The sequence below is a fragment of the Stenotrophomonas sp. genome, from assembly GCF_032066555.1.
Lineage (GTDB): Bacteria > Pseudomonadota > Gammaproteobacteria > Xanthomonadales > Xanthomonadaceae > Stenotrophomonas.
On record NZ_DAMBKV010000007.1, the window covers coordinates 190477 to 208501 of the forward strand.

Genomic DNA, 18025 nt, shown 5'->3' on the forward strand with positions numbered 1-18025 from the left:
GAAGGGGTGTGGGGATATCCCTGGCGAGTGATTCAGACGTGCTGTCGGGCCGTTGCGGCCGCACGTGGACAGCCGTCAGGCCATGGCATGACCATGGCCTGCGGAGAATGAAAAAGCAGGGGCGGATCTGCGGAGAGAATGCGATCCGCCCCCTGCCAAAGTGCGTCTATCAGAACTTGTAACGCAGGCCCAGGGTGAACTGGCGACCGGTCTCGCTGTATTCCAGCGGCAGCGATACCGACGGATTGGACACCCACGATTCCTGAGCTTCGTTGGTCAGGTTGGCGCCTTCCAGGCTGATTTCCAGCTGGTCACTGATGCGGTAGTGGATGGACGCATCAATGAAGGTGGTGCCGCTCTGCCCGTGCACACCCAGGCCCTTGCTGTCGAAGCCCGCTTCGGTGCCCGGCACCTGGATCAGGTAGTCATCGCGGTTGGTCGCCGACACGCGGCCCGACCAGCTGCTGCCTTCGTAGAACAAGGTCGCGTTCCACGAATTGCGCGACAGACCGGTCAGGTCGTCCTTCTGCGCCATCACGCCACCGGAGGTCACGTACTGGATCTTCGATTCGACGTAGGTGTAGTTCAACTGCGTGCCGAAGTTGGCCCACTTGCCCGGCAGGAAGGAGAAGGGCTGGGTGTAGTTGAACTCCACGCCGGTCAGATCACCGCCCGGGGTATTGACCGGGGCGCTGAACACGAACTCGTCGTTGACGCTGGCATTGAGGTTGTCGAGCAGGCTCGCCGGCAGGCCGCTGGTCGCATACACGCGGCTTTCGCGGGTCGGCTGGATGAAGCTCTCGATGTCCTTGTAGAACAGGCCAACACCCAGCATCGCGCCTTCTTCGAAGTACCACTCAAAGCCGAGATCGGCGGTCTTGGCACGCACCGGGTCCAGCATCGGGTTGCCACCGCTGACGGTGCGCGCACTGCCGCTGACACTGACGGTGACACCCGGGGTCAGGCTGCCCAGGCCCGGACGCGACATCACCTTGGCAGCGCCGAAGCGGATCAGGAAGTCCGGGGTGATCTCCGCCACCAGGTTCAGCGACGGCAGGAAGTCGTTGTACTCACGGCTGACCGTGGTGCGCACCGGCGTACCACTGGCCGAGGCAATGCCGGTCGAGGTCTGCTTGGTCTTGACGTAGCGCGCACCGATGTTGCCGGTTACCGGCACCGAACCGATGTCGAAGCCGAACTTGCCCATCAACCAACCGCCGCGGTCCTGCTCCTGCACGCTGCGGATGCTGGCCGCATAGTCGACGAGCGCATAGATGCCTTCGCCACTGAGGATGTCGAACTCATTGGCGATGCCGTTGAAGTTCGGCACCACCCACTTGCCCGGCGAACCGGACATGCCCTGCAGGCTGGCCAGTTCGGTCATGTTGACCGGTACGATCTTGCTGCCGTCGAAGGTCGGCACCGCGGTTTCCAGGCCGACACGACGGCGTTCCATCGAGTCGAAGCTGAAGTTCTTGGCCTGCACGCCGCCTTCCAGGGTGAAGGACGGGCCAATCGCCCACGAGAACTCCAACTGGCCGTTGTCGAAATCGTTGGTGACGTAGTTCTGGCGCAGGCGGATGGTGGACAGCGTCCAGCCGCTGGGGTCGGTCGGATTGATGCCGTAGTTGAAGACCGGCTTGTTCGGGTTGCCGCGGTAGTCGTAGCTGTAGCCGTCAACGTTGAGCTTGTCCATCATGATGGTGGCCTGGACCGGGTTGTCGTGCTTGGAGCGCGAGGTACCCACCTTGCCGGTGATGGTGAAGTTGTCGGTCAGGCGATGCTCGCCATCCAGGCTGAGCTGGTAGAACTCGGTGCTCCACTCGTCATGGCGGTTCTCGGCGCGGATGTCCACGTTGTCCATTTCCGCGTAGACCAGCGCGCCATTGCGTACTTCGCCGTTGTTGACGACGATTTCCTTCTTGCCATCATTGGTGGACTTGCTCAGGCCATTGGCCTCTATGTACTTCTCATCGCGCTTGGCGTCGATCTTGGAGTACAGCGCGTCCAGGCTGAAAGTGGTGAGGTCGCTGGGCTTGAACTGCAGCGCGCCGGTCACGCCCAGGCGCTTCTGGTCATGCTCCATCAGCGTGTAGCGCGGGAAGCGTGGCGAATACACGTCCGTCTTCAGCGCGTCCTTGAACGGCGAGGCCGCATTGAAACCACCATTGGTGCCGCCGCCGGCCCAACGTACGGTGCCAGTACCTTCCTCCACCGTCTCACGCTCGGAATAGGCCACCGACAACAGGGCGCCGAACTTGCCATCCGCCCAGCTGTTGGCAATCAGCCCGGCGAAGCGCGGCATTGCCGACTGCGAGGCATCGTTGTACGAGGCCTGCACATTGCTGACGATGGTCAGGCCGTCATAGTCGAACGGGCGCGCGGTACGCAGGTCTACAGTGGCACCCAGCGAGCCTTCCTCGACATCGGCCGAGGCGGTCTTGCGCGCGATCAGCTGGGTGAACAGGTCGGCGGCGAACACGTTGAAATCGAAACCACGGCCACGGTTGGTGCCGCCCTGACCATCGCTGCTGCCAACGGTGCTCAGTGCTTCCATGCCATTGATGCGCACGCGGGTGAAGTCCGGGCCCAGGCCACGCACCGAGATGTTGCGGCCTTCGCCGCCGTCACGGGTGATCACCACGCCGGGAATCCGCTGCAGCGATTCGGCCAGGTTGCTGTCCGGGAACTTGCCGATGTCCTCGGCGACGATGGCATCGACCACGCCGGCTTCGCCGCGCTTGATGTCCAGCGCCTTCTCCACGCTGGCGCGGTAACCGGTGACGGTGACTGCATCCAGTTCGGTGGCGGCGGTGCCGGCAGCCGGCGCAGCGGCGTCCTGGGCCATGGCAACGCCTGCCTGCAGGGCCAAACTGATCCCCAACGCGAGCAAGGTAACCGGTGTCTTTTTCTGCGAGTTACGTGGATTCATGTGCTTCCCCTCTCCAAGGTTTGCATGCGATGCAGTGGCTCCGGCTTGTGCTTTCCGCTGGATGACACCGCTGGTCAAAACGGAAAGTAGCAGCTGCGTGAAGAGGGAGCATCTTGCACTGCAACAGGGAGCAAACAGGGCGGAAACCATTGTCTGAAGGACATTGGAGGACGGTAACACGGGCAACCGAGGGGACAGTGGCGACCGAATGACACCGATAGTCAATCATCCGTGCCATGATGCGCGCCGATCGACGAGGAGACAGGAATGGCGATGATTTCCCCCCGTGTTGTCTGTTTTGGTGAGCTGCTCCTGCGCCTGGGCGCGCCTGGCAACCAGCTGTTGTTGCAGTCACCCACGCTGGACGTGCATGCCGGCGGTGCCGAAGCCAATGTCGGCGTGTCGCTGGCACACTTTGGCCACGACGTGGCGATGATCAGCGTGGTCGCCGACAACCCGCTGGGCGCGGCGGTAGCTGGCGAACTGCGCCGTCACGGCGTGGACACCTCGCGCGTGCGCCGCAGCGATGGCCGCATGGGCCTGTACTTCCTGACCACCGGTGCCGGCCACCGACCCAGCGAAGTGGTCTATGACCGCGCCGACTCCGCCTTCGCCAGTGCCCGCGCCGACAGCTACGACTGGCCGGCGCTGCTGCAGGGCGCGCAGTGGCTGCACCTGTCCGGGGTCAGTCCTGCCTTGGGCATGGAAGCCGCACAGGCCACCCTGGCCGCCGCCCGCGCCGCCAATGAGCGCGGCATCAAGGTGTCCTTCGACGGCAACTTCCGGCCCAAGCTGTGGGAGCGCTGGGGCGGCGACGCCAAGGCCATCCTGCGTGATCTGTTTGACTGCGCACACATCGTGTTTGCCGACTACCGCGACATCGGCGTGGTGCTGGGCGGCGAGTTCAACCAAGCCGAGCCGCAGGCGCGCGTCGATGCCGCTGCGGCGATGGCATTCGCGGCATTCCCGCGCCTGCAGTACATGGCCTGCACGCAGCGCACCGCGCACAGCGTCGGCCACCATTCGCTGGGCGCGATGCTGCTCGGCCGTGATGGCACCCGTGCATTGGCGCCAGCCGAAGAGCTGACCGATATCGTCGATCGCATTGGTGGAGGTGACGCCTTCGCGGCCGGGGTGCTGCACGGCCTGATCGAAGGCATGGATGCGGAAACCACGATCCGCTTCGGCTTGGCCGCAGGCTGCCTGAAGCATTCCATTCCCGGTGATTTCAACCCCGTCGGCGTGGCCGACGTCATGGCCCTGATGGGCGAAGGAAAGTTCGATGTCCGGCGCTGATCCGCGCGTACGCGCTGTGCTCAAACTGGCACCGGTGATTCCGGTGTTCACTCCCGACAACGTCGACGATGCGGTACAGGTCGCGCAGGCCTTGTTCAACGGCGGCTTGCCGGTGATCGAGGTGACCTTGCGCACCGCAAACGCGATGGATGCGATCAAGGCCATGGTCGAGGCCGTACCGGATGCCGTGGTCGGCGCAGGTACCGTGCTGACCCCGGCACAGATGGAGAAAGTGAAGTCCGTCGGCGGCCGCTTCGCGGTCTCGCCAGGCGCCACCGACACCTTGTACGCCGCAGCACGCGATACCGACCTGCCGTTCCTGCCTGGCGTTGCCACCTCCTCGGAACTGATGCGCGGGCTGGAGCAGGGCCTGGATACGTTCAAGTTCTTCCCGGCCGTACAGGCTGGCGGCGTGGGCATGCTGTCGGCCTGGAATGGCCCGTTCGGTGACGTGCGCTTCTGCCCGACCGGCGGCATCAGTGCGCAGACCGCATCGCAGTTCCTGCACCTGCCGAATGTGCTGTGCGTGGGTGGCTCGTGGTTGACCACGCGTGAGTTGCTGCAGACGCGCGATTGGGCTGGGATTGAAGCCCTGGCACGCGCTGCGGCTGTTTTGCCGGGTTGATGCCGGGATTGGGGGATTGGATCAAGATCAAGATCAAGAGCTGACCCCTCCCCAACCCTCCCCTTGCCTTCGGCAAAGGGAGGGGGCTGAAGCTGCAGTTGCGCTGGATGCCGCAGGCCGCCGGAACTTCCCCCTCCCTTTCGCGCAGCGAAGGGGAGGGCCGGGGAGGGGTGCTGTTGCTGTTGCTGTTGCTGTTGCTGTTGCTGTTGCTCAGCTTTAGAGCTTCAAGCGCCGATACAAGGTACTGCGGTTAACCCCCAACCTTTTCGCTGCCAGGCTCACATTGCCATCGCAGGCCACCAAGGTCTGCCGCATCACATCCAAAGCCAGTTCCTGCAGGCTGCCATCCACCACCGGCACAGCAGCAGTGCGTCGCGCAGCTTGATGCAGATACTCCGGCAGCAATTCCGTATCAATCACCGTCCCCGGCTCGGTCAACGCCACCAGGGTGCGCAGGCAGGCCGCTAGCTGGCGCAGATTGCCCGGCCAGTCGTACGCGACCAGCGAATGTTCTGCCTCCACGCTCAACACCCGCCCCTGGGCCAAGGGCTGCCACATCGCCTGCAGCAGCTGCGCGCGATCCTGCGCCTCACGCAGCGGCGACAAGCGCAGCACATGATCGGCGATGCGGTAGTACAAATCCGAACGGAACCGGCCTTCATCCATCGCCTGCTGCAGGTCGCAGTGGGTGGCGCAGATCAGCATGAAATCCAGCTTGACCGGCTTGCCGCCGCCCAACGGTGACAGCTCGCGGTCCTGTAGTACGCGCAGCAGGCGCGGCTGCAGCGCCAGCGGCATGTCGCCAATTTCATCGAGGAACAAGACGCCCCCCTGCGCCTGCCGCAGCAGGCCCTGGCTGCCTTGTCGACGCGCGCCGGTGAAGGCACCTTCCTCGTAACCAAACAACTCCGATTCGATCAGGCCTTCGGGCAGGGCCGCGCAGTTCACCGCGACGAAGGGCTTGCCGCTACGGCTGCCTTGCGCGTGCAGCGCGCGCGCCGCCACTTCCTTGCCGGTGCCGGTTTCGCCCTGCAGCAATACCGGCAGGCCTGCTTCCAACACGCGACCGGCGCGCAGCAGTTGTTCGCGCTGGCCTGCATCGAATACCACGGCGGGCGCGGCGACCGTGGATGGCGTCGGCCGTGCCAGCGGTGACGCGGCGCTGGCCGTCCGCGTGCGAGCTGCCGATGCTGGTACATCCAACTGGCCATGCAGCACGCGACCGCTGCGATCCTGCAACATGCCTTCATCGCGCATCCGCGACAACGGCATCTCGAACAAGGCCTCATACGATGCGCGGCCGATATCGCCACGTTCCAGGCCGAACAGGTGCAGGCCAACGCCATTGGCGGCCACCAGTCGGCCATTGCGGAAGCCGAGCACCGCTTCGCCTGCGGTACCCAGCAAGGTGCGGTCGTGGTGCAGGCGCAATAGTTCGCAATCGCCAAGACCATTCTCGAAGAAGCGGTGCTCGATGCGATTGGCGGCCAACCGCGCCAGGCCCATCGCATGCATCTGCTGCATGCTGGCCGGGCCACTGATGTCGAGCACGCCGGCCAATTGCCCATGCGGATCGTGGATGGGCATGGCCGAGCAGCTGAGGATGCCGTGCGGGGCGAAGTAGTGTTCGCCACCGCGGACTTCCACCGCGCGGCCTTCGACGATCGCGGTGCCGATGGCATTGGTGCCGACGGCTGACTCACTCCAGCACACGCCCGGCATCAAGGCCACGCGCCCGGCCTTGTCGAGGAAGCCGGCGCTGCCCTCGGCATTGAGGATCCAGCCGCTCTCGTCGGTCAGCAGCACGATGCTGCCAGTGCTGGCGGTGTGTGCGGCCAGCCCGTCGAGCTCAGCGCGCGCCAGCCGCCACAAGCGTTCATGGCGCTCACGCAGTTCACGCAGGTTGTGGCCGGGCAGGGGCTCCAGCGCAGGTTCGGCATCCACCAGCAGGCCGCTGCGCTGGCAGCGCCGCCACGACTGCAGGATGGTGTCGGGCACGGTGCCCACGGGCGTGGTGCCGCGCTCGAAGAACGAGCGGCGGGCGTTGCCCACGCGATGCTGCAGTGCCAGTGCCATGAGCGCTCCTGTGTCGCATTTTGCGACAGCTGTTCAAACCACTGTTCCGATTAACACCACACCGGAGCGGGCGCTGCAATCACCGGCGATTTCGCAGTGCAGCAAATCTGCCGCCGAGCCTCCGTAGTCAATGGCGTTTCTTCGTGCCGCAACGCAACAGGCAGAACTTGGCATCGCTCTTGCGCTGTTGTAGCCACCGCCACACACGCGGCCCACACACCGCTGAACCGGAGATTCCACAGATGAACGCAGTCCTGTCCGCCAAACCGCATGCCACCGACCCGCAGTCCCTGTTCAAAGCCCGCTACGGCAACTACATCGGCGGCGAATGGGTGGCCCCGCGCAGTGGCCAGTATTTCGACAACATCACGCCGGTCACCGGCAAGGTGTTCACCCAGGTGGCACGTTCCAACGCCGAGGACGTGGAACTGGCGCTGGATGCCGCCCACGCCGCCAAGGACGCCTGGGGCAAGCGCTCCACCACCGAGCGCGCCAACATCCTCAACCGCATTGCTGACCGCATCGAGGAAAACCTTGAGCTGATCGCCCATGCCGAGACCTGGGACAACGGCAAGCCGATCCGCGAGACCCTCAATGCCGACGTGCCGTTGATGGCCGATCACTTCCGCTACTTCGCCGGTGCGCTGCGCGCGCAGGAAGGCAGCCTGTCGCAGATCGACAACGATACCGTCGCCTATCACTTCCACGAGCCGCTGGGCGTGGTCGGGCAGATCATCCCGTGGAATTTCCCACTGCTGATGGCAGCGTGGAAACTGGCACCGGCACTGGCCGCCGGCAACTGCGTGGTGCTGAAGCCGGCCGAGCAGACCCCGGCCTCGATCCTGGTGTTGATGGAAGTGATCGGCGACCTGCTGCCGCCGGGCGTGCTCAACATCGTCAACGGCTTCGGCCTGGAAGCCGGCAAGCCGCTGGCCAGCAGCCCGCGTATCGCCAAGATCGCCTTCACCGGCGAGACCAGCACCGGCCGGCTGATCATGCAGTACGCCAGCCAGAACCTGATCCCGGTAACGCTGGAGCTGGGCGGCAAGTCGCCGAACATCTTCTTCGCCGACGTGATGGCCGAGGACGATGATTTCCTCGACAAGGCGGTGGAAGGCTTCGTGATGTTCGCCTTCAACCAGGGCGAGGTCTGCACCTGTCCGTCGCGGGTGCTGATCCAGGAGTCGATCTACGAGAAGTTCATCGAGCGCGCCTTGGCGCGGGTGGCGGCGATCAAGCAGGGCAATCCGCTGGACCCGAACACCATGGTGGGCGCACAGGCTTCGCAGGAGCAGCTGCAGAAGATCCTGTCCTACATCGAGATCGGCAAGGCCGAGGGCGCCGAAGTGCTGATCGGTGGCGAGCAGAACCAGCTCGGCGGCGACCTCGCCGATGGCTTCTATGTGAAGCCGACGGTGTTCAAGGGCCACAACAAGATGCGCGTGTTCCAGGAGGAGATCTTCGGGCCGGTGGTGTCGGTGACCACCTTCAAGACCGAAGAGGAAGCGCTGGAGATCGCCAATGACACCCTTTACGGCCTCGGTGCCGGCCTGTGGAGCCGCGATGCTTCACGCCTGTACCGCATGGGCCGTGCGATACAGGCAGGGCGGGTGTGGACCAACTGCTATCACGCCTATCCGGCACATGCCGCGTTCGGTGGCTACAAGCAGTCGGGCATCGGCCGCGAGAACCACAAGATGATGCTCGACCACTATCAGCAGACCAAGAACCTGCTGGTCAGCTACTCGCCGAAGAAATTGGGCTTTTTCTGAACCAGGCCCGGATGCGCCCCTTGCTGAATAGACGGGCGTGATCTGGATCAAGGCGCCAGGCCACGCTTGGCGCCAAGCTGGACTTATCCCCCCACAAAGGAGATCGATTGATGGACAAGACGATGAAGGCGGCAGTAGTCCGCGAATTCGGCAAGCCGCTGGTGATCGAAGAGGTCACCGTGCCGCGCCCGGCCGCTGGCGATATCCTAGTCAAGATCGAAGCCTGTGGCGTCTGCCACACCGACCTGCACGCCGCCGAAGGCGACTGGCCGGTGAAGCCCAATCCCCCGTTCATTCCCGGTCATGAAGGCGTCGGCCATGTCGTTGCGGTCGGTGCGGGCGTCACCCACATCAAGGAAGGCGACCGCGTCGGCATCCCGTGGCTGTATTCGGCCTGTGGCTACTGCGAGCACTGTCTGGGTGGCTGGGAAACCCTGTGCGAAGCGCAGCAGAACAGCGGCTACTCGGTGAACGGTGGTTTCGCCGAGTACGCGCTGGCCAATGCCAACTACGTCGGCCTGCTGCCCAAGGAAGTCGGCTTCGTCGAGATCGCGCCGATCCTGTGTGCCGGTGTCACCGTCTACAAGGGTTTGAAGGTCACTGACACCAAGCCCGGCGACTGGGTGGCGATTTCCGGTATCGGCGGCCTTGGCCACATGGCGGTGCAGTACGCCAAGGCGATGGGCTTGAACGTGGCCGCGGTGGATATCGACGACAGCAAGCTGGCCCTGGCCAAGCGCCTGGGTGCCAGCGTCACCGTCAATGCCCGCAACACGGATCCGGCCGCCTTCCTGAAGAAGGAAATCGGCGGCGCACACGGCGCGCTGGTGACGGCGGTATCGCCCAAGGCCTTCGAACAGGCGCTGGGCATGGTGCGGCGTGGCGGCACGGTGTCGCTCAACGGCCTGCCGCCGGGTGACTTCCCGCTGGATATCTTCGGCATGGTGCTCAACGGCATCACCGTGCGTGGCTCGATCGTCGGCACCCGCCTGGACCTGCAGGAATCGCTGCAGTTCGCTGCCGAAGGCAAGGTTGCAGCGACGGTGAGCACCGACAAGCTGGAGAACATCAACGACGTGTTCAAGCGCATGCATGCAGGTGCGATTGAAGGACGCGTGGTGTTGGACTTCAACGCCTGACCGCAGCCGGCCAGCACATCCGCACCTCCCCCGGGGTGTGTTGGTCGGGTTGCTTTGAGGGCTTTGGCTTTGGCTTTGGCTTTGGCTTTGGCTTTGGCTGTAGCTTTTCTCCTCTCCCCTTGCGGGAGAGGATGCCGAAGGCAGGAGAGGGTGCGGCGAAGCCGCAAGAGCTCATGCACTTTCAGATTGCATACCCATCGGTAGCCAAGCGTTGCCAGCTTCGCGGCTGACGCCGCTCCCACAAAAACCTCCCCACCTTCTTCCTAGCGTGCGTGCACCGCTGCTACCGGTATGCGGTCCAGCGCCAGCCATGCGTCTTCGACCAGGTCCCGCACCTGCTCCCAGCGCAGCCGTGAGCCGCCGCGTGCCTGCTCCCAATGTTCGGCAAGCTCGCCGTCGGTATCGCTGTTGCCACGCGGCCAGTCCGCCGCATGTGTGGCCAGTGCAAATGCATAGGCCGGTTGCAGGTCAAGCCAACCGCGCGCACCGCGTCGCCGCCGCGCATAGTCGTCCAGGCTGTACTGCACGAAATCCTGCGCCACCTCGTCGGCCGCATGTTGGCTGCGCCTGAGCCGGCCTCGCCGCATCAGCTTGGGATCAGCACCAAACAACGTAGGCGCTAGCGGATGCTCCACTCGATCGGGGCGGTACATGGCACAACCCTCCCTGTTGGGCGGTCACAGATACGCCCGTGGCCGTTAGCGAGGGGTGAGCGAGATGTTCAGGTGGTTGTTGGGCTAGGTGCGACGAAAAAAGCAAAGGCACCCCTCCCCAGCCCTCCCCTTCGCTACGCGAAAGGGAGGGGGCCAAGTGCGCGCTCTGCCACTCACCGCGCCCATTGCCACTGCAGGCCAACGGTAAAACTGCGATCCGGGCCCGGCTCGTAGTAGCGCTGGTTGCCGTCGTTGACGATCACCGAGCCGATGTAGCGCTGGTCGAGCAGGTTGTCCACGCGCGCGAAGGCGCGCAGCGGCCCACGAGCCGTCGTCCATTGCCGCGCCATCTCCAGATTCAGCAGGCCATAACCGGCTGCGCTGGCGCTGCCAAGATCGTTCGCGCCTATGTCGCTGGCAGCCACCACTTCAGTCGCCCACTGCCACGGACCCGGCTGCCATTGCCAGCGTGCGAACAGCTGCTGACGCGGCACGCCTGGCAGACGCGTGCCGGCAGTCACCACATTGCTGGGCTGGGTGCAGGGCGGGGGCAGGCCGGTGCAGGTCAGGTAGGCATCGCGCACGCTGGCCTGCAGCCAGGTGTAAGCCAGCTGCAGCTGCTGGTCGGGGGCAATCGGCTGCTGCCAGCTCAGCTCGACACCTTGCCGCCGGGTCGCGCCGATGTTGCGGTAGCTGCTGCGGCCACCGCTATTGGTCGCCACGGCCAACTCGTCATCGCTGTCGGCACGGAACAGCGCCAGTTCCAGCCGCGCGCCGCTCTGCGCGCGCCATTTGCTGCCGATCTCGTAGTTGCGTGTGCTGCCGGCCGCCAGGTCCAGCGCCAGACCTGCGCCGCCATCGGCGCGGTAGCCCAGCTCGTTGAAGGTAGGCGTTTCAAAGCCACGCCCAGCCGAGGCATACAGACGCAGATCGTCGCTGGCGCGGAACACCAGGCCCGCCACCGGCGTGGTCGCCGAGTAGTCGCGACGGCCGCTGTCATCGGGATTGGTGGCGGTGATGTAGCGGTCGCGCGAACGGAACTGCACCTCGCTGTGGCGCGCCCCCAACAATGCAGACCAGCGTGGACTGAACTGCCACCAGGCCTGCGCGAACTGGTCGATGTTCTGCACCCGGTCATTCTGGTCGCGACGCAGCCGGCCCTTGATGCCCAGGGTGCCACCGATGAAGTTCTCGTAGCCGGTACGGTGCTGCTGCTGACGGTCGGCATTTGCCCCAATCACCAGCTCCAGCGGCTGGCCCGCCAGTTGCCCATGCCAGGCCCAGCGCGCGTCCACGCCGCCGTAATCGCTGTCCAGATCAATGACCCCGCCGGAATGCAGCGGGCTGTTCTGCGGCCCCGGCGGAATCGCCAGGAACTGCTCCACCGCACGCTGCCCCGCATAGCCCATCAGCCGCCAGGTCTGTTGATCACGCTCGACGCTGTAGACAGCCCCCAACTGTGTCTGCCGCACCGACTTGCGGGTGTTGTACTGCGTGGCCACGGCGGTGGCCTGGCGTGGGTTCTCGCGCACCTGCTCGCGACTCAGCCCCAGCGGGTCCTGCGCGTGCGGTGCATCGAAGCCGTTGAACAGCAGATCCAGCCGCTGGCCGGCGGCCAGATCAAAACCCAGCCGCGCATTTACCGATTCACGCCGCGCCGCACTGTGCTCACGCCAGCCATCGGTACGGAAATGGTTGGCCGCCACGTTGTAGTGCATAACTCCGGCCAGGCCCTTGAGCTGCACGCCGGTGCTGGAGGTGTTGTTGCTGCCAAGGCTGCTGCGCAACCGCCACGGATCGCCGTCCTGCCCGTCCGCGCTCCACAGCTGCAGCACGCCGCCGGAGGAATTGCCGTACAGCGCCGAGAACGGCCCGCGCAGCACCTCCACCCGGTCGGCGCCGAACACGTTGAAGTGGGAGAGCTGGCCCTGGCCATCGGGCATGGTCGCCGGCACCCCGTCGAGCAGCAGCCGCACCCCGCGCACACCGAAGGTGGAGCGCGCGCCAAAGCCGCGCAGCGACAGCTGGGTGTCCTGTGCGTAATTCTGACGGTCACGTGCCAGTAAGCCGGGCACCGCTCCCAGCACTTCGGATACCTGCGCGCCACGGCCATTGCCGTCGGCGTCCAGCGCCAGCGTGGTGCTGGACGCGGGCAGGTCGAAATCATCCACCGCGTGGACCTTGGCCGCCTGGACCTGCACCCGATCCAGGGTTGCGGTGGGCAACTCGTCGGCCAGCGCCGGCAATGCCAGCATCAGCCCCGAAAACGCAAAAAAACGATTACAAGTACGCATCCGGCCATCATCTCCGATCCACGCAGGCAGCGTCATTGCCCCGCGCGCTGAAGTTCCAGCTGAAACCCTACGGCCAGCGGGCTCCAGCCCTGTTAGGATGACGCGGTTCTGAGCGCGTCGTTGCAGCATCCCGCGCCGAGCACCCCCACTCCCCGCCACTGATACGAGTATCGCCGTGTCCTTCTTTGCAAACGTGGAACAGGTACCTGGTGACCCGATTCTGGGTCTGACCGAGGCTTACAACGCTGACAGCCGCACCACCAAGGTCAATCTTGGCGTGGGCATCTACTACGACGAGAACGGCCGCATTCCGCTGCTGCGCGCCGTCAAGCAGATCGAGCAGACGCTGGCCGCCGAGGCCAAACCGCGCGGCTACCTGCCCATCGACGGCCTGCCGGCCTACACCCAGGCCACCCAGAAGCTGGTGTTCGGCGAGGGTTCGGACCTGCTGGCTGCTGGCCGCGTCGCGACCTCGCAGACCGTTGGTGGCAGCGGTGCGCTGCGCGTCGGCGCCGATCTGCTGAAGCGCCTGCTGCCGCACGCCACCATCGCCATCAGCAACCCGAGCTGGGAAAACCACCGCGCAGTGTTCGGTGCCGCCGGTTTCGACGTGGTCGACTACACCTATTACGACAACGCCGCCCATGGCCTGGACTTCGCCGGCATGCTGGCCGACCTGCAGAAGCTGCAGCCGGGCACCGTGGTGCTGCTGCACGCCTGCTGCCACAACCCGACCGGCGCCGACCTGAGCACCGAGCAGTGGAAGCAGGTTGCCGCGCTGATGAAGGACCGCCAGCTGTTCCCCTTCATCGACATGGCCTACCAGGGCTTCGACAAGGGCATCGCGCAGGACGGCCAGGCCGTGCGCATCGTGGCCGAGGCCGGCATCGACAGCTTCATCGTCGCCAACTCCTACTCCAAGTCGTTCTCGCTGTACGGCGAGCGCGTCGGTGCGTTGTCGGTGGTGGGCCCGGACGCGACCTCGACCAAGGCCGTGCAATCGCAGGTCAAGCGCATCATCCGCACCATCTACTCCAGCCCGTCCACCCACGGCGCCGCGCTTGTCGCCGGCGTGCTGAACAGTGGCGAGCTGCGTGGCGTGTGGGAAGCCGAGCTGACCGAAATGCGTGAGCGCATCCACGCCCTGCGTGCCGGCATGGTGCAGAAGCTGGCCGCCCTGGGCGCGCCGGAGTTCGGCTTCATCCAGCAGCAGGCCGGCATGTTCTCCTACTCGGGCCTGAGCAAGGCACAGGTAGACAAGCTGCGTGACGACTACGGCATCTACGCTGTCGGCACCGGCCGCATCTGCGTGGCCGCACTGAGCCAGAACAACCTGGATTACGTGGCCAAGGCGGTTTACGACGTCAGCCGCGGCTGATGCAGCGTTGCTGCTGATGTACTGAAAAGCCTGGGGAAACCCGGGCTTTTTTGTGGTTTGCAGGTTGTGGATAAGGCTGTGGAGAAAGGGCTTTGGAGCTTTAAAGCACCCCTCCCCAACCCGTCCGGCCCGAAGGCGCAGCCTTCGGTCGTTCATCAGGCCGCGCGCCAACGGCGCGCTAGCGGGCCTTCTTCACCCCCTTGCCTGCGGCAAAGGGAGGGGGCAATAGCTGCGGCCCTCACCATTTCGCGAACTGCAGCTTTTATCCCCTCCCTTGCGCGAAGCGCAGGGGAGGGTTGGGGAGGGGTGCCCTTGCTCCGGCTCTTGCCGTTGCCGTTGCCACTACCCCCAGTCTTATCCACAACCTCCTGTGGATATCCCGATCAGCCCGCCAGCAACCCAGTAACCACCGCCGCAGCCGCCACCATCATCCCCAGGCCAATCGCCACCCCGGCCCCATAGCGCGGGCCACCGCTGGCAAAGGCCAGCACCGATTTGGCCAGCGATGCCGAGGCCAGCAAGGCCACCACGCCCCAGCGCGCCTGCGCCAGTTCCAGCCCGCCAGACGCGGTCAGCCCGGCGATGCTCGCTGCCGCTGCATGCAGCTCACCCAAGGCCGCAATCGTCGCCCCGGCCAATGCCCCGGCCTGGCCGAACAGCTGCCGCAAGCCTTCGGACAGCAACAGGACCACCGCAATCACCGCCGCGATCGCCAGCGCATGCTTCAGCTGGAAGGCCTTGCTCGCTGGTCCCTGCGGCACCGCTTCATCAGCCACATGGCGCAGCCCCAGCGCCGAGCACAACAGCAGCACCAGTGCCGCCGCCGCCAGCGGCCAAGCGGCGGCCTTCAGCAACGTCGCCGAACTGGTGCCGATAACGGCAACAAACAGCAGCAAAGATGCAAGATTGGCCAACAAAGCAGCGGATACCGACGGCATCACCAACGCCGCGGCATCGCGGCTGCTGCGGCCGAACCCGGCCACTGCCGCGGTCGAGGATGCGAAGCCGGAGAAGAACCCGGCTACCGGCAGACCCCAGCGCGCGCCCACCGCCCGCAGCGCGACATGGCCGAGCATGCCTACCGCCATCACCAGCACCACGATCTGCCACAGTTTGGATGGCACCAGCACGCCCCAGGGATCAACTGCGGTATCGGGCAGCATCGGCAGTACCACCAGCGCACAGGCGGCCAGCAGCAGGGCGTCACGCATCTCCTGGTCGCTGATCAGATCGCGGCTGAGTCGAGCCAGTGGCGCCTTGGCCCACAGCAGGATCGCCACCACCACGCCCAGCGCGGCCGCGAGCGCCGGCTGCTGCATGCCCAAGCCGCCCAGCAGCACCGTTATCAACAGGGCGATCTCGCCGGTCAGCCCCGGGTCTTCACGTGAGGTGACGCGGTAGCTGGTCCAGGCAAGCGCGGCTACCGCCAGCAGGGCGACCACGAAGACCGCCTGACCCAGCAGCAGCCCGGCCGCGCCCAGCAAGGCCGCCAGCGCATGCGTGCGCAGCCCGGCCTGCAGGCTTTTCCGCCCGCCGTGCTGGCGTTCGCGCACCGCGCCGATCAGCAGGCCGATGCCCAGGGCAGTCAGCAAACCGTGTGTGGCCTGGTTCCAATCCATCGCGTTCTCCAGCAGGGCCCCGCATGGTACTGAGCCTGTGGATAAAGCCAATGCCCCCGGACTTATCCACATTTCATACCCAAAAGACGTTATCCCCAAACACTTGTGGATAACCTCGCCGATGCCCGTTGCAGCTTGGTTCTCCGCTGCGCGGATGCCTGCATGAAGCGCCGACCCCGCGCCGCTGTCCACTTTTGTCCACAGACGTTCCGAAACGCTCTCGTGCTGTCCTGCAGCACCCGATCTACCGCGCCGGGCTCTGCTCCAGCGGCTTCATGGCCTCGGCCAAGGGCTTGTAGACCAGGCCCAGGTAGTACATCTGGCCGCGGGGGTCGGGAATGATGGTGTTGGTCATGCTGATCACCGTGTCATCGATGATCCATTTGGTGTGCAGAACCACCGGCTGATCTTTCGGCCGCCGGCTGGTCTCGTTTACTTCGCCTGGCTCACCGTGCCGCTGGGCCAGCACCCGCTTCACCCGGTTGTATCGGAACTCGGCACCCTCTCCCTTGCGGATCTGCGCATTGGTCACGGTGGCCCCGCGGTCCAGGTAGATGGTGTTCAGCGTCTGCCCTTCGCCCGCCATGTTGAAGACCACCAGGAAAGTGATGCCGTCGATCGTGTAATCCTCGACATAGGGGCTGTCACACGCCCGCCGCGCGCCGCCGTCCGCCTCCGCCTGGCGTTGCGCGTCGCTGCAGGGGAGCAGCTTCAGCTGATCGCCAAATACCTCGCGGATCTGGCTCTGGGTCGCTCCCCATTGCAGCCCTTCAAACAGGGAGGGGGTAGCCATCACCACGCCGGTACACAGGCCCAGCGTGAGGCCAACAATCAGCCTGGCCGCGGTTCGGCTCCCGTATTGGAGGATTCCCTTCATTTACACCTTCTTCCCTGAGACGTTGCTTGATCGACCATTTTGCCGAAACATCCCTTCAACAGCGACAAGCCGGGCAGCGCGCAACGGGATGACCCGTCCTGTCCAGAACAGGACAGGCCTCGGCCATCGACTCGTAAAAAAGCGGACAACCCGCGACAATAGCGCCCCTTTCGTCTGAAGGTAGCTCCTGTCCATGTCCCGTACGTCGCTGACCCGCTTCCTGATCGAAGAACAGCATGCCAAGCGCATCAATGCCGACCTGCGTCAGCTGGTGGCCGTGGTCGCCCGCGCCTGCACCAGCATCTCGATCGCCGTCAGCAAGGGCGCCCTGGGCGGCGTGCTGGGCGATGCCGGCACCGGCAACGTGCAGGGTGAGGCGCAGAAGAAGCTGGACGTGATCTCCAACGAGATCCTGCTCGAGGCCAATGCCTGGGGTGGCCACCTGGCCGCCTGCGCTTCCGAGGAAATGGACCACAGCCAGCCGGTGCCGTCGGAATACCCGCTGGGCGACTTCCTGCTGCTGTTCGATCCGCTGGATGGCAGCTCCAACATCGATGTGAACGTCTCGGTCGGCACCATCTTCTCGGTACTGCGCTCGCCCAAGGGTGTGGATAAGCCGGGCGACGAGCACTTCCTGCAGCCGGGCACCCAGCAGGTGGCGGCCGGTTACTGCATCTACGGGCCCAGCACCATGCTGGTCCTGACTGTGGGCCATGGCACCCACGCCTTCACCCTGGACCGCGAGACCGGCGAATTCGTGCTGACCCAGCGCGGCATGCAGGTGCCGGCGGACACCAGAGAGTTCGCCATCAACATGTCCAACCAGCGCCACTGGGAAGCGCCGATGCAGGGCTATGTGGCCGATCTGCTGGCCGGCAAGGACGGCGTGCGCGGCAAGGACTTCAACATGCGCTGGATCGCCTCGATGGTGGCCGACGTGCACCGCATCCTGACCCGCGGCGGCATCTTCATCTACCCGTGGGACAAGAAGGATCCGTCCAAGGCCGGCAAGCTGCGCCTGATGTACGAAGCCAACCCGATGTCGCTGCTGGTGGAGCAGGCCGGCGGTGCCGCCACCAACGGCCGCGAGCGCATCCTCGACATCGCCCCGACCCAGCTGCACCAGCGCGTGCCGGTGTTCCTGGGCTCGAAGAACGAAGTCGCCGAAGCCACCCGCTACCACCGCGAGCACGACCTGCAGGGCTGAGCCGCGAATCCGCTTCTGCCCCCTCCCTTTGGCCGAAGGCCAAGGGGAGGGCTGGGGAGGGGTTGGCTTTTAAGGCCTTTCCGACTTTGCCGGGGAAGCCCGCTGCCGAGCATGGCTCGGCACTACCCCTTTGCCCCCTCCCTTTGCCGCAGGCAAG

At 65.1% G+C, this 18025-nt stretch carries 12 protein-coding genes; 6 read left to right on the forward strand and 6 right to left on the reverse strand.

What is annotated here, in order from left to right; all coding sequences use genetic code 11:
* Positions 1–169: 169 nt before the first annotated feature.
* Positions 170–2932 carry a TonB-dependent receptor gene (locus tag RT131_RS10985; RefSeq protein ID WP_313172851.1) on the reverse strand — a complete coding sequence of 921 codons (2763 nt, stop codon included), beginning with the start codon at positions 2930–2932 and terminating at the stop codon, positions 170–172.
* 273 nt (positions 2933–3205) lie between these two features.
* Here RT131_RS10985 and RT131_RS10990 point away from each other — a divergent pair, with 273 nt between their 5' ends.
* On the forward strand, positions 3206–4228 hold the full coding sequence (locus tag RT131_RS10990) for a sugar kinase (RefSeq protein WP_313172852.1): 1023 nt from the start codon (positions 3206–3208) through the stop codon (positions 4226–4228).
* Positions 4215–4853 (forward strand): bifunctional 4-hydroxy-2-oxoglutarate aldolase/2-dehydro-3-deoxy-phosphogluconate aldolase, encoded by a 639-nt coding sequence (gene eda / locus RT131_RS10995; protein ID WP_313172853.1) that lies wholly within the window; start codon positions 4215–4217, stop codon positions 4851–4853. The genes RT131_RS10990 and eda overlap by 14 nt, the downstream gene beginning before the upstream one ends.
* Positions 4854–5069: 216 nt before the next feature.
* Here the strand turns inward: eda and RT131_RS11000 are convergent, their stop codons facing one another.
* Positions 5070–6929, reverse strand: a complete 1860-nt coding sequence (locus RT131_RS11000) for a sigma-54-dependent Fis family transcriptional regulator (protein WP_313172854.1) — start codon at positions 6927–6929, stop codon at positions 5070–5072.
* Positions 6930–7171: 242 nt separating this feature from the next.
* Between RT131_RS11000 and adh the strand changes: the two genes are divergently transcribed.
* Positions 7172–8701 carry an aldehyde dehydrogenase gene (adh, locus tag RT131_RS11005; protein ID WP_313172855.1) on the forward strand — a complete coding sequence of 510 codons (1530 nt, stop codon included), beginning with the start codon at positions 7172–7174 and terminating at the stop codon, positions 8699–8701.
* A gap of 110 nt (positions 8702–8811) precedes the next feature.
* Entirely contained in the window at positions 8812–9840 is a 1029-nt protein-coding gene (gene adhP, locus RT131_RS11010; protein WP_313172856.1) for an alcohol dehydrogenase AdhP, read from the forward strand.
* A gap of 263 nt (positions 9841–10103) precedes the next feature.
* Here the strand turns inward: adhP and RT131_RS11015 are convergent, their stop codons facing one another.
* Both RT131_RS11015 and RT131_RS11020 read right to left on the reverse strand, forming a co-directional pair.
* On the reverse strand, positions 10104–10427 hold the full coding sequence (locus RT131_RS11015) for a hypothetical protein (RefSeq protein ID WP_313172864.1): 324 nt from the start codon (positions 10425–10427) through the stop codon (positions 10104–10106).
* 239 nt (positions 10428–10666) lie between these two features.
* Positions 10667–12748 (reverse strand): TonB-dependent receptor, encoded by a 2082-nt coding sequence (locus RT131_RS11020; protein ID WP_313172865.1) that lies wholly within the window; start codon positions 12746–12748, stop codon positions 10667–10669.
* A gap of 214 nt (positions 12749–12962) precedes the next feature.
* On the opposite strand from RT131_RS11020, the gene RT131_RS11025 reads away from it, so the two are divergent.
* Positions 12963–14165 carry an amino acid aminotransferase gene (locus RT131_RS11025; protein ID WP_313172857.1) on the forward strand — a complete coding sequence of 401 codons (1203 nt, stop codon included), beginning with the start codon at positions 12963–12965 and terminating at the stop codon, positions 14163–14165.
* Positions 14166–14548: 383 nt separating this feature from the next.
* Here the strand turns inward: RT131_RS11025 and RT131_RS11030 are convergent, their stop codons facing one another.
* Both RT131_RS11030 and RT131_RS11035 read right to left on the reverse strand, forming a co-directional pair.
* Complete coding sequence (locus tag RT131_RS11030; protein ID WP_313172858.1) at positions 14549–15784, reverse strand: DUF4010 domain-containing protein; 1236 nt, start codon at positions 15782–15784, stop codon at positions 14549–14551.
* A 244-nt stretch (positions 15785–16028) separates the two neighbouring features.
* Positions 16029–16661, reverse strand: coding sequence for a hypothetical protein (locus RT131_RS11035; protein ID WP_313172859.1), 633 nt, complete (start codon positions 16659–16661; stop codon positions 16029–16031).
* A 193-nt stretch (positions 16662–16854) separates the two neighbouring features.
* On the opposite strand from RT131_RS11035, the gene RT131_RS11040 reads away from it, so the two are divergent.
* On the forward strand, positions 16855–17868 hold the full coding sequence (locus RT131_RS11040) for a class 1 fructose-bisphosphatase (protein WP_313172860.1): 1014 nt from the start codon (positions 16855–16857) through the stop codon (positions 17866–17868).
* Positions 17869–18025 lie beyond the last annotated feature (157 nt).

What these genes read in the sequence shown, in the direction of transcription:
- RT131_RS11015 (WP_313172864.1), bottom strand. Translation starts at nt 10,427, where the DNA reads ATGCGGCGAGGCCGGCTCAGGCGCAGCCAACATGCGGCCGACGAGGTG.
- RT131_RS11030 (WP_313172858.1), bottom strand. Translation starts at nt 15,784, where the DNA reads ATGGATTGGAACCAGGCCACACACGGTTTGCTGACTGCCCTGGGCATC.
- adh (WP_313172855.1), top strand. Translation starts at nt 7,172, where the DNA reads ATGAACGCAGTCCTGTCCGCCAAACCGCATGCCACCGACCCGCAGTCC.
- RT131_RS11020 (WP_313172865.1), bottom strand. Translation starts at nt 12,748, where the DNA reads ATGCTGGCATTGCCGGCGCTGGCCGACGAGTTGCCCACCGCAACCCTG.
- RT131_RS10985 (WP_313172851.1), bottom strand. Translation starts at nt 2,932, where the DNA reads ATGAATCCACGTAACTCGCAGAAAAAGACACCGGTTACCTTGCTCGCG.
- adhP (WP_313172856.1), top strand. Translation starts at nt 8,812, where the DNA reads ATGGACAAGACGATGAAGGCGGCAGTAGTCCGCGAATTCGGCAAGCCG.
- RT131_RS11035 (WP_313172859.1), bottom strand. Translation starts at nt 16,661, where the DNA reads ATGAAGGGAATCCTCCAATACGGGAGCCGAACCGCGGCCAGGCTGATT.
- eda (WP_313172853.1), top strand. Translation starts at nt 4,215, where the DNA reads ATGTCCGGCGCTGATCCGCGCGTACGCGCTGTGCTCAAACTGGCACCG.
- RT131_RS11000 (WP_313172854.1), bottom strand. Translation starts at nt 6,929, where the DNA reads ATGGCACTGGCACTGCAGCATCGCGTGGGCAACGCCCGCCGCTCGTTC.
- RT131_RS11040 (WP_313172860.1), top strand. Translation starts at nt 16,855, where the DNA reads ATGTCCCGTACGTCGCTGACCCGCTTCCTGATCGAAGAACAGCATGCC.
- RT131_RS10990 (WP_313172852.1), top strand. Translation starts at nt 3,206, where the DNA reads ATGATTTCCCCCCGTGTTGTCTGTTTTGGTGAGCTGCTCCTGCGCCTG.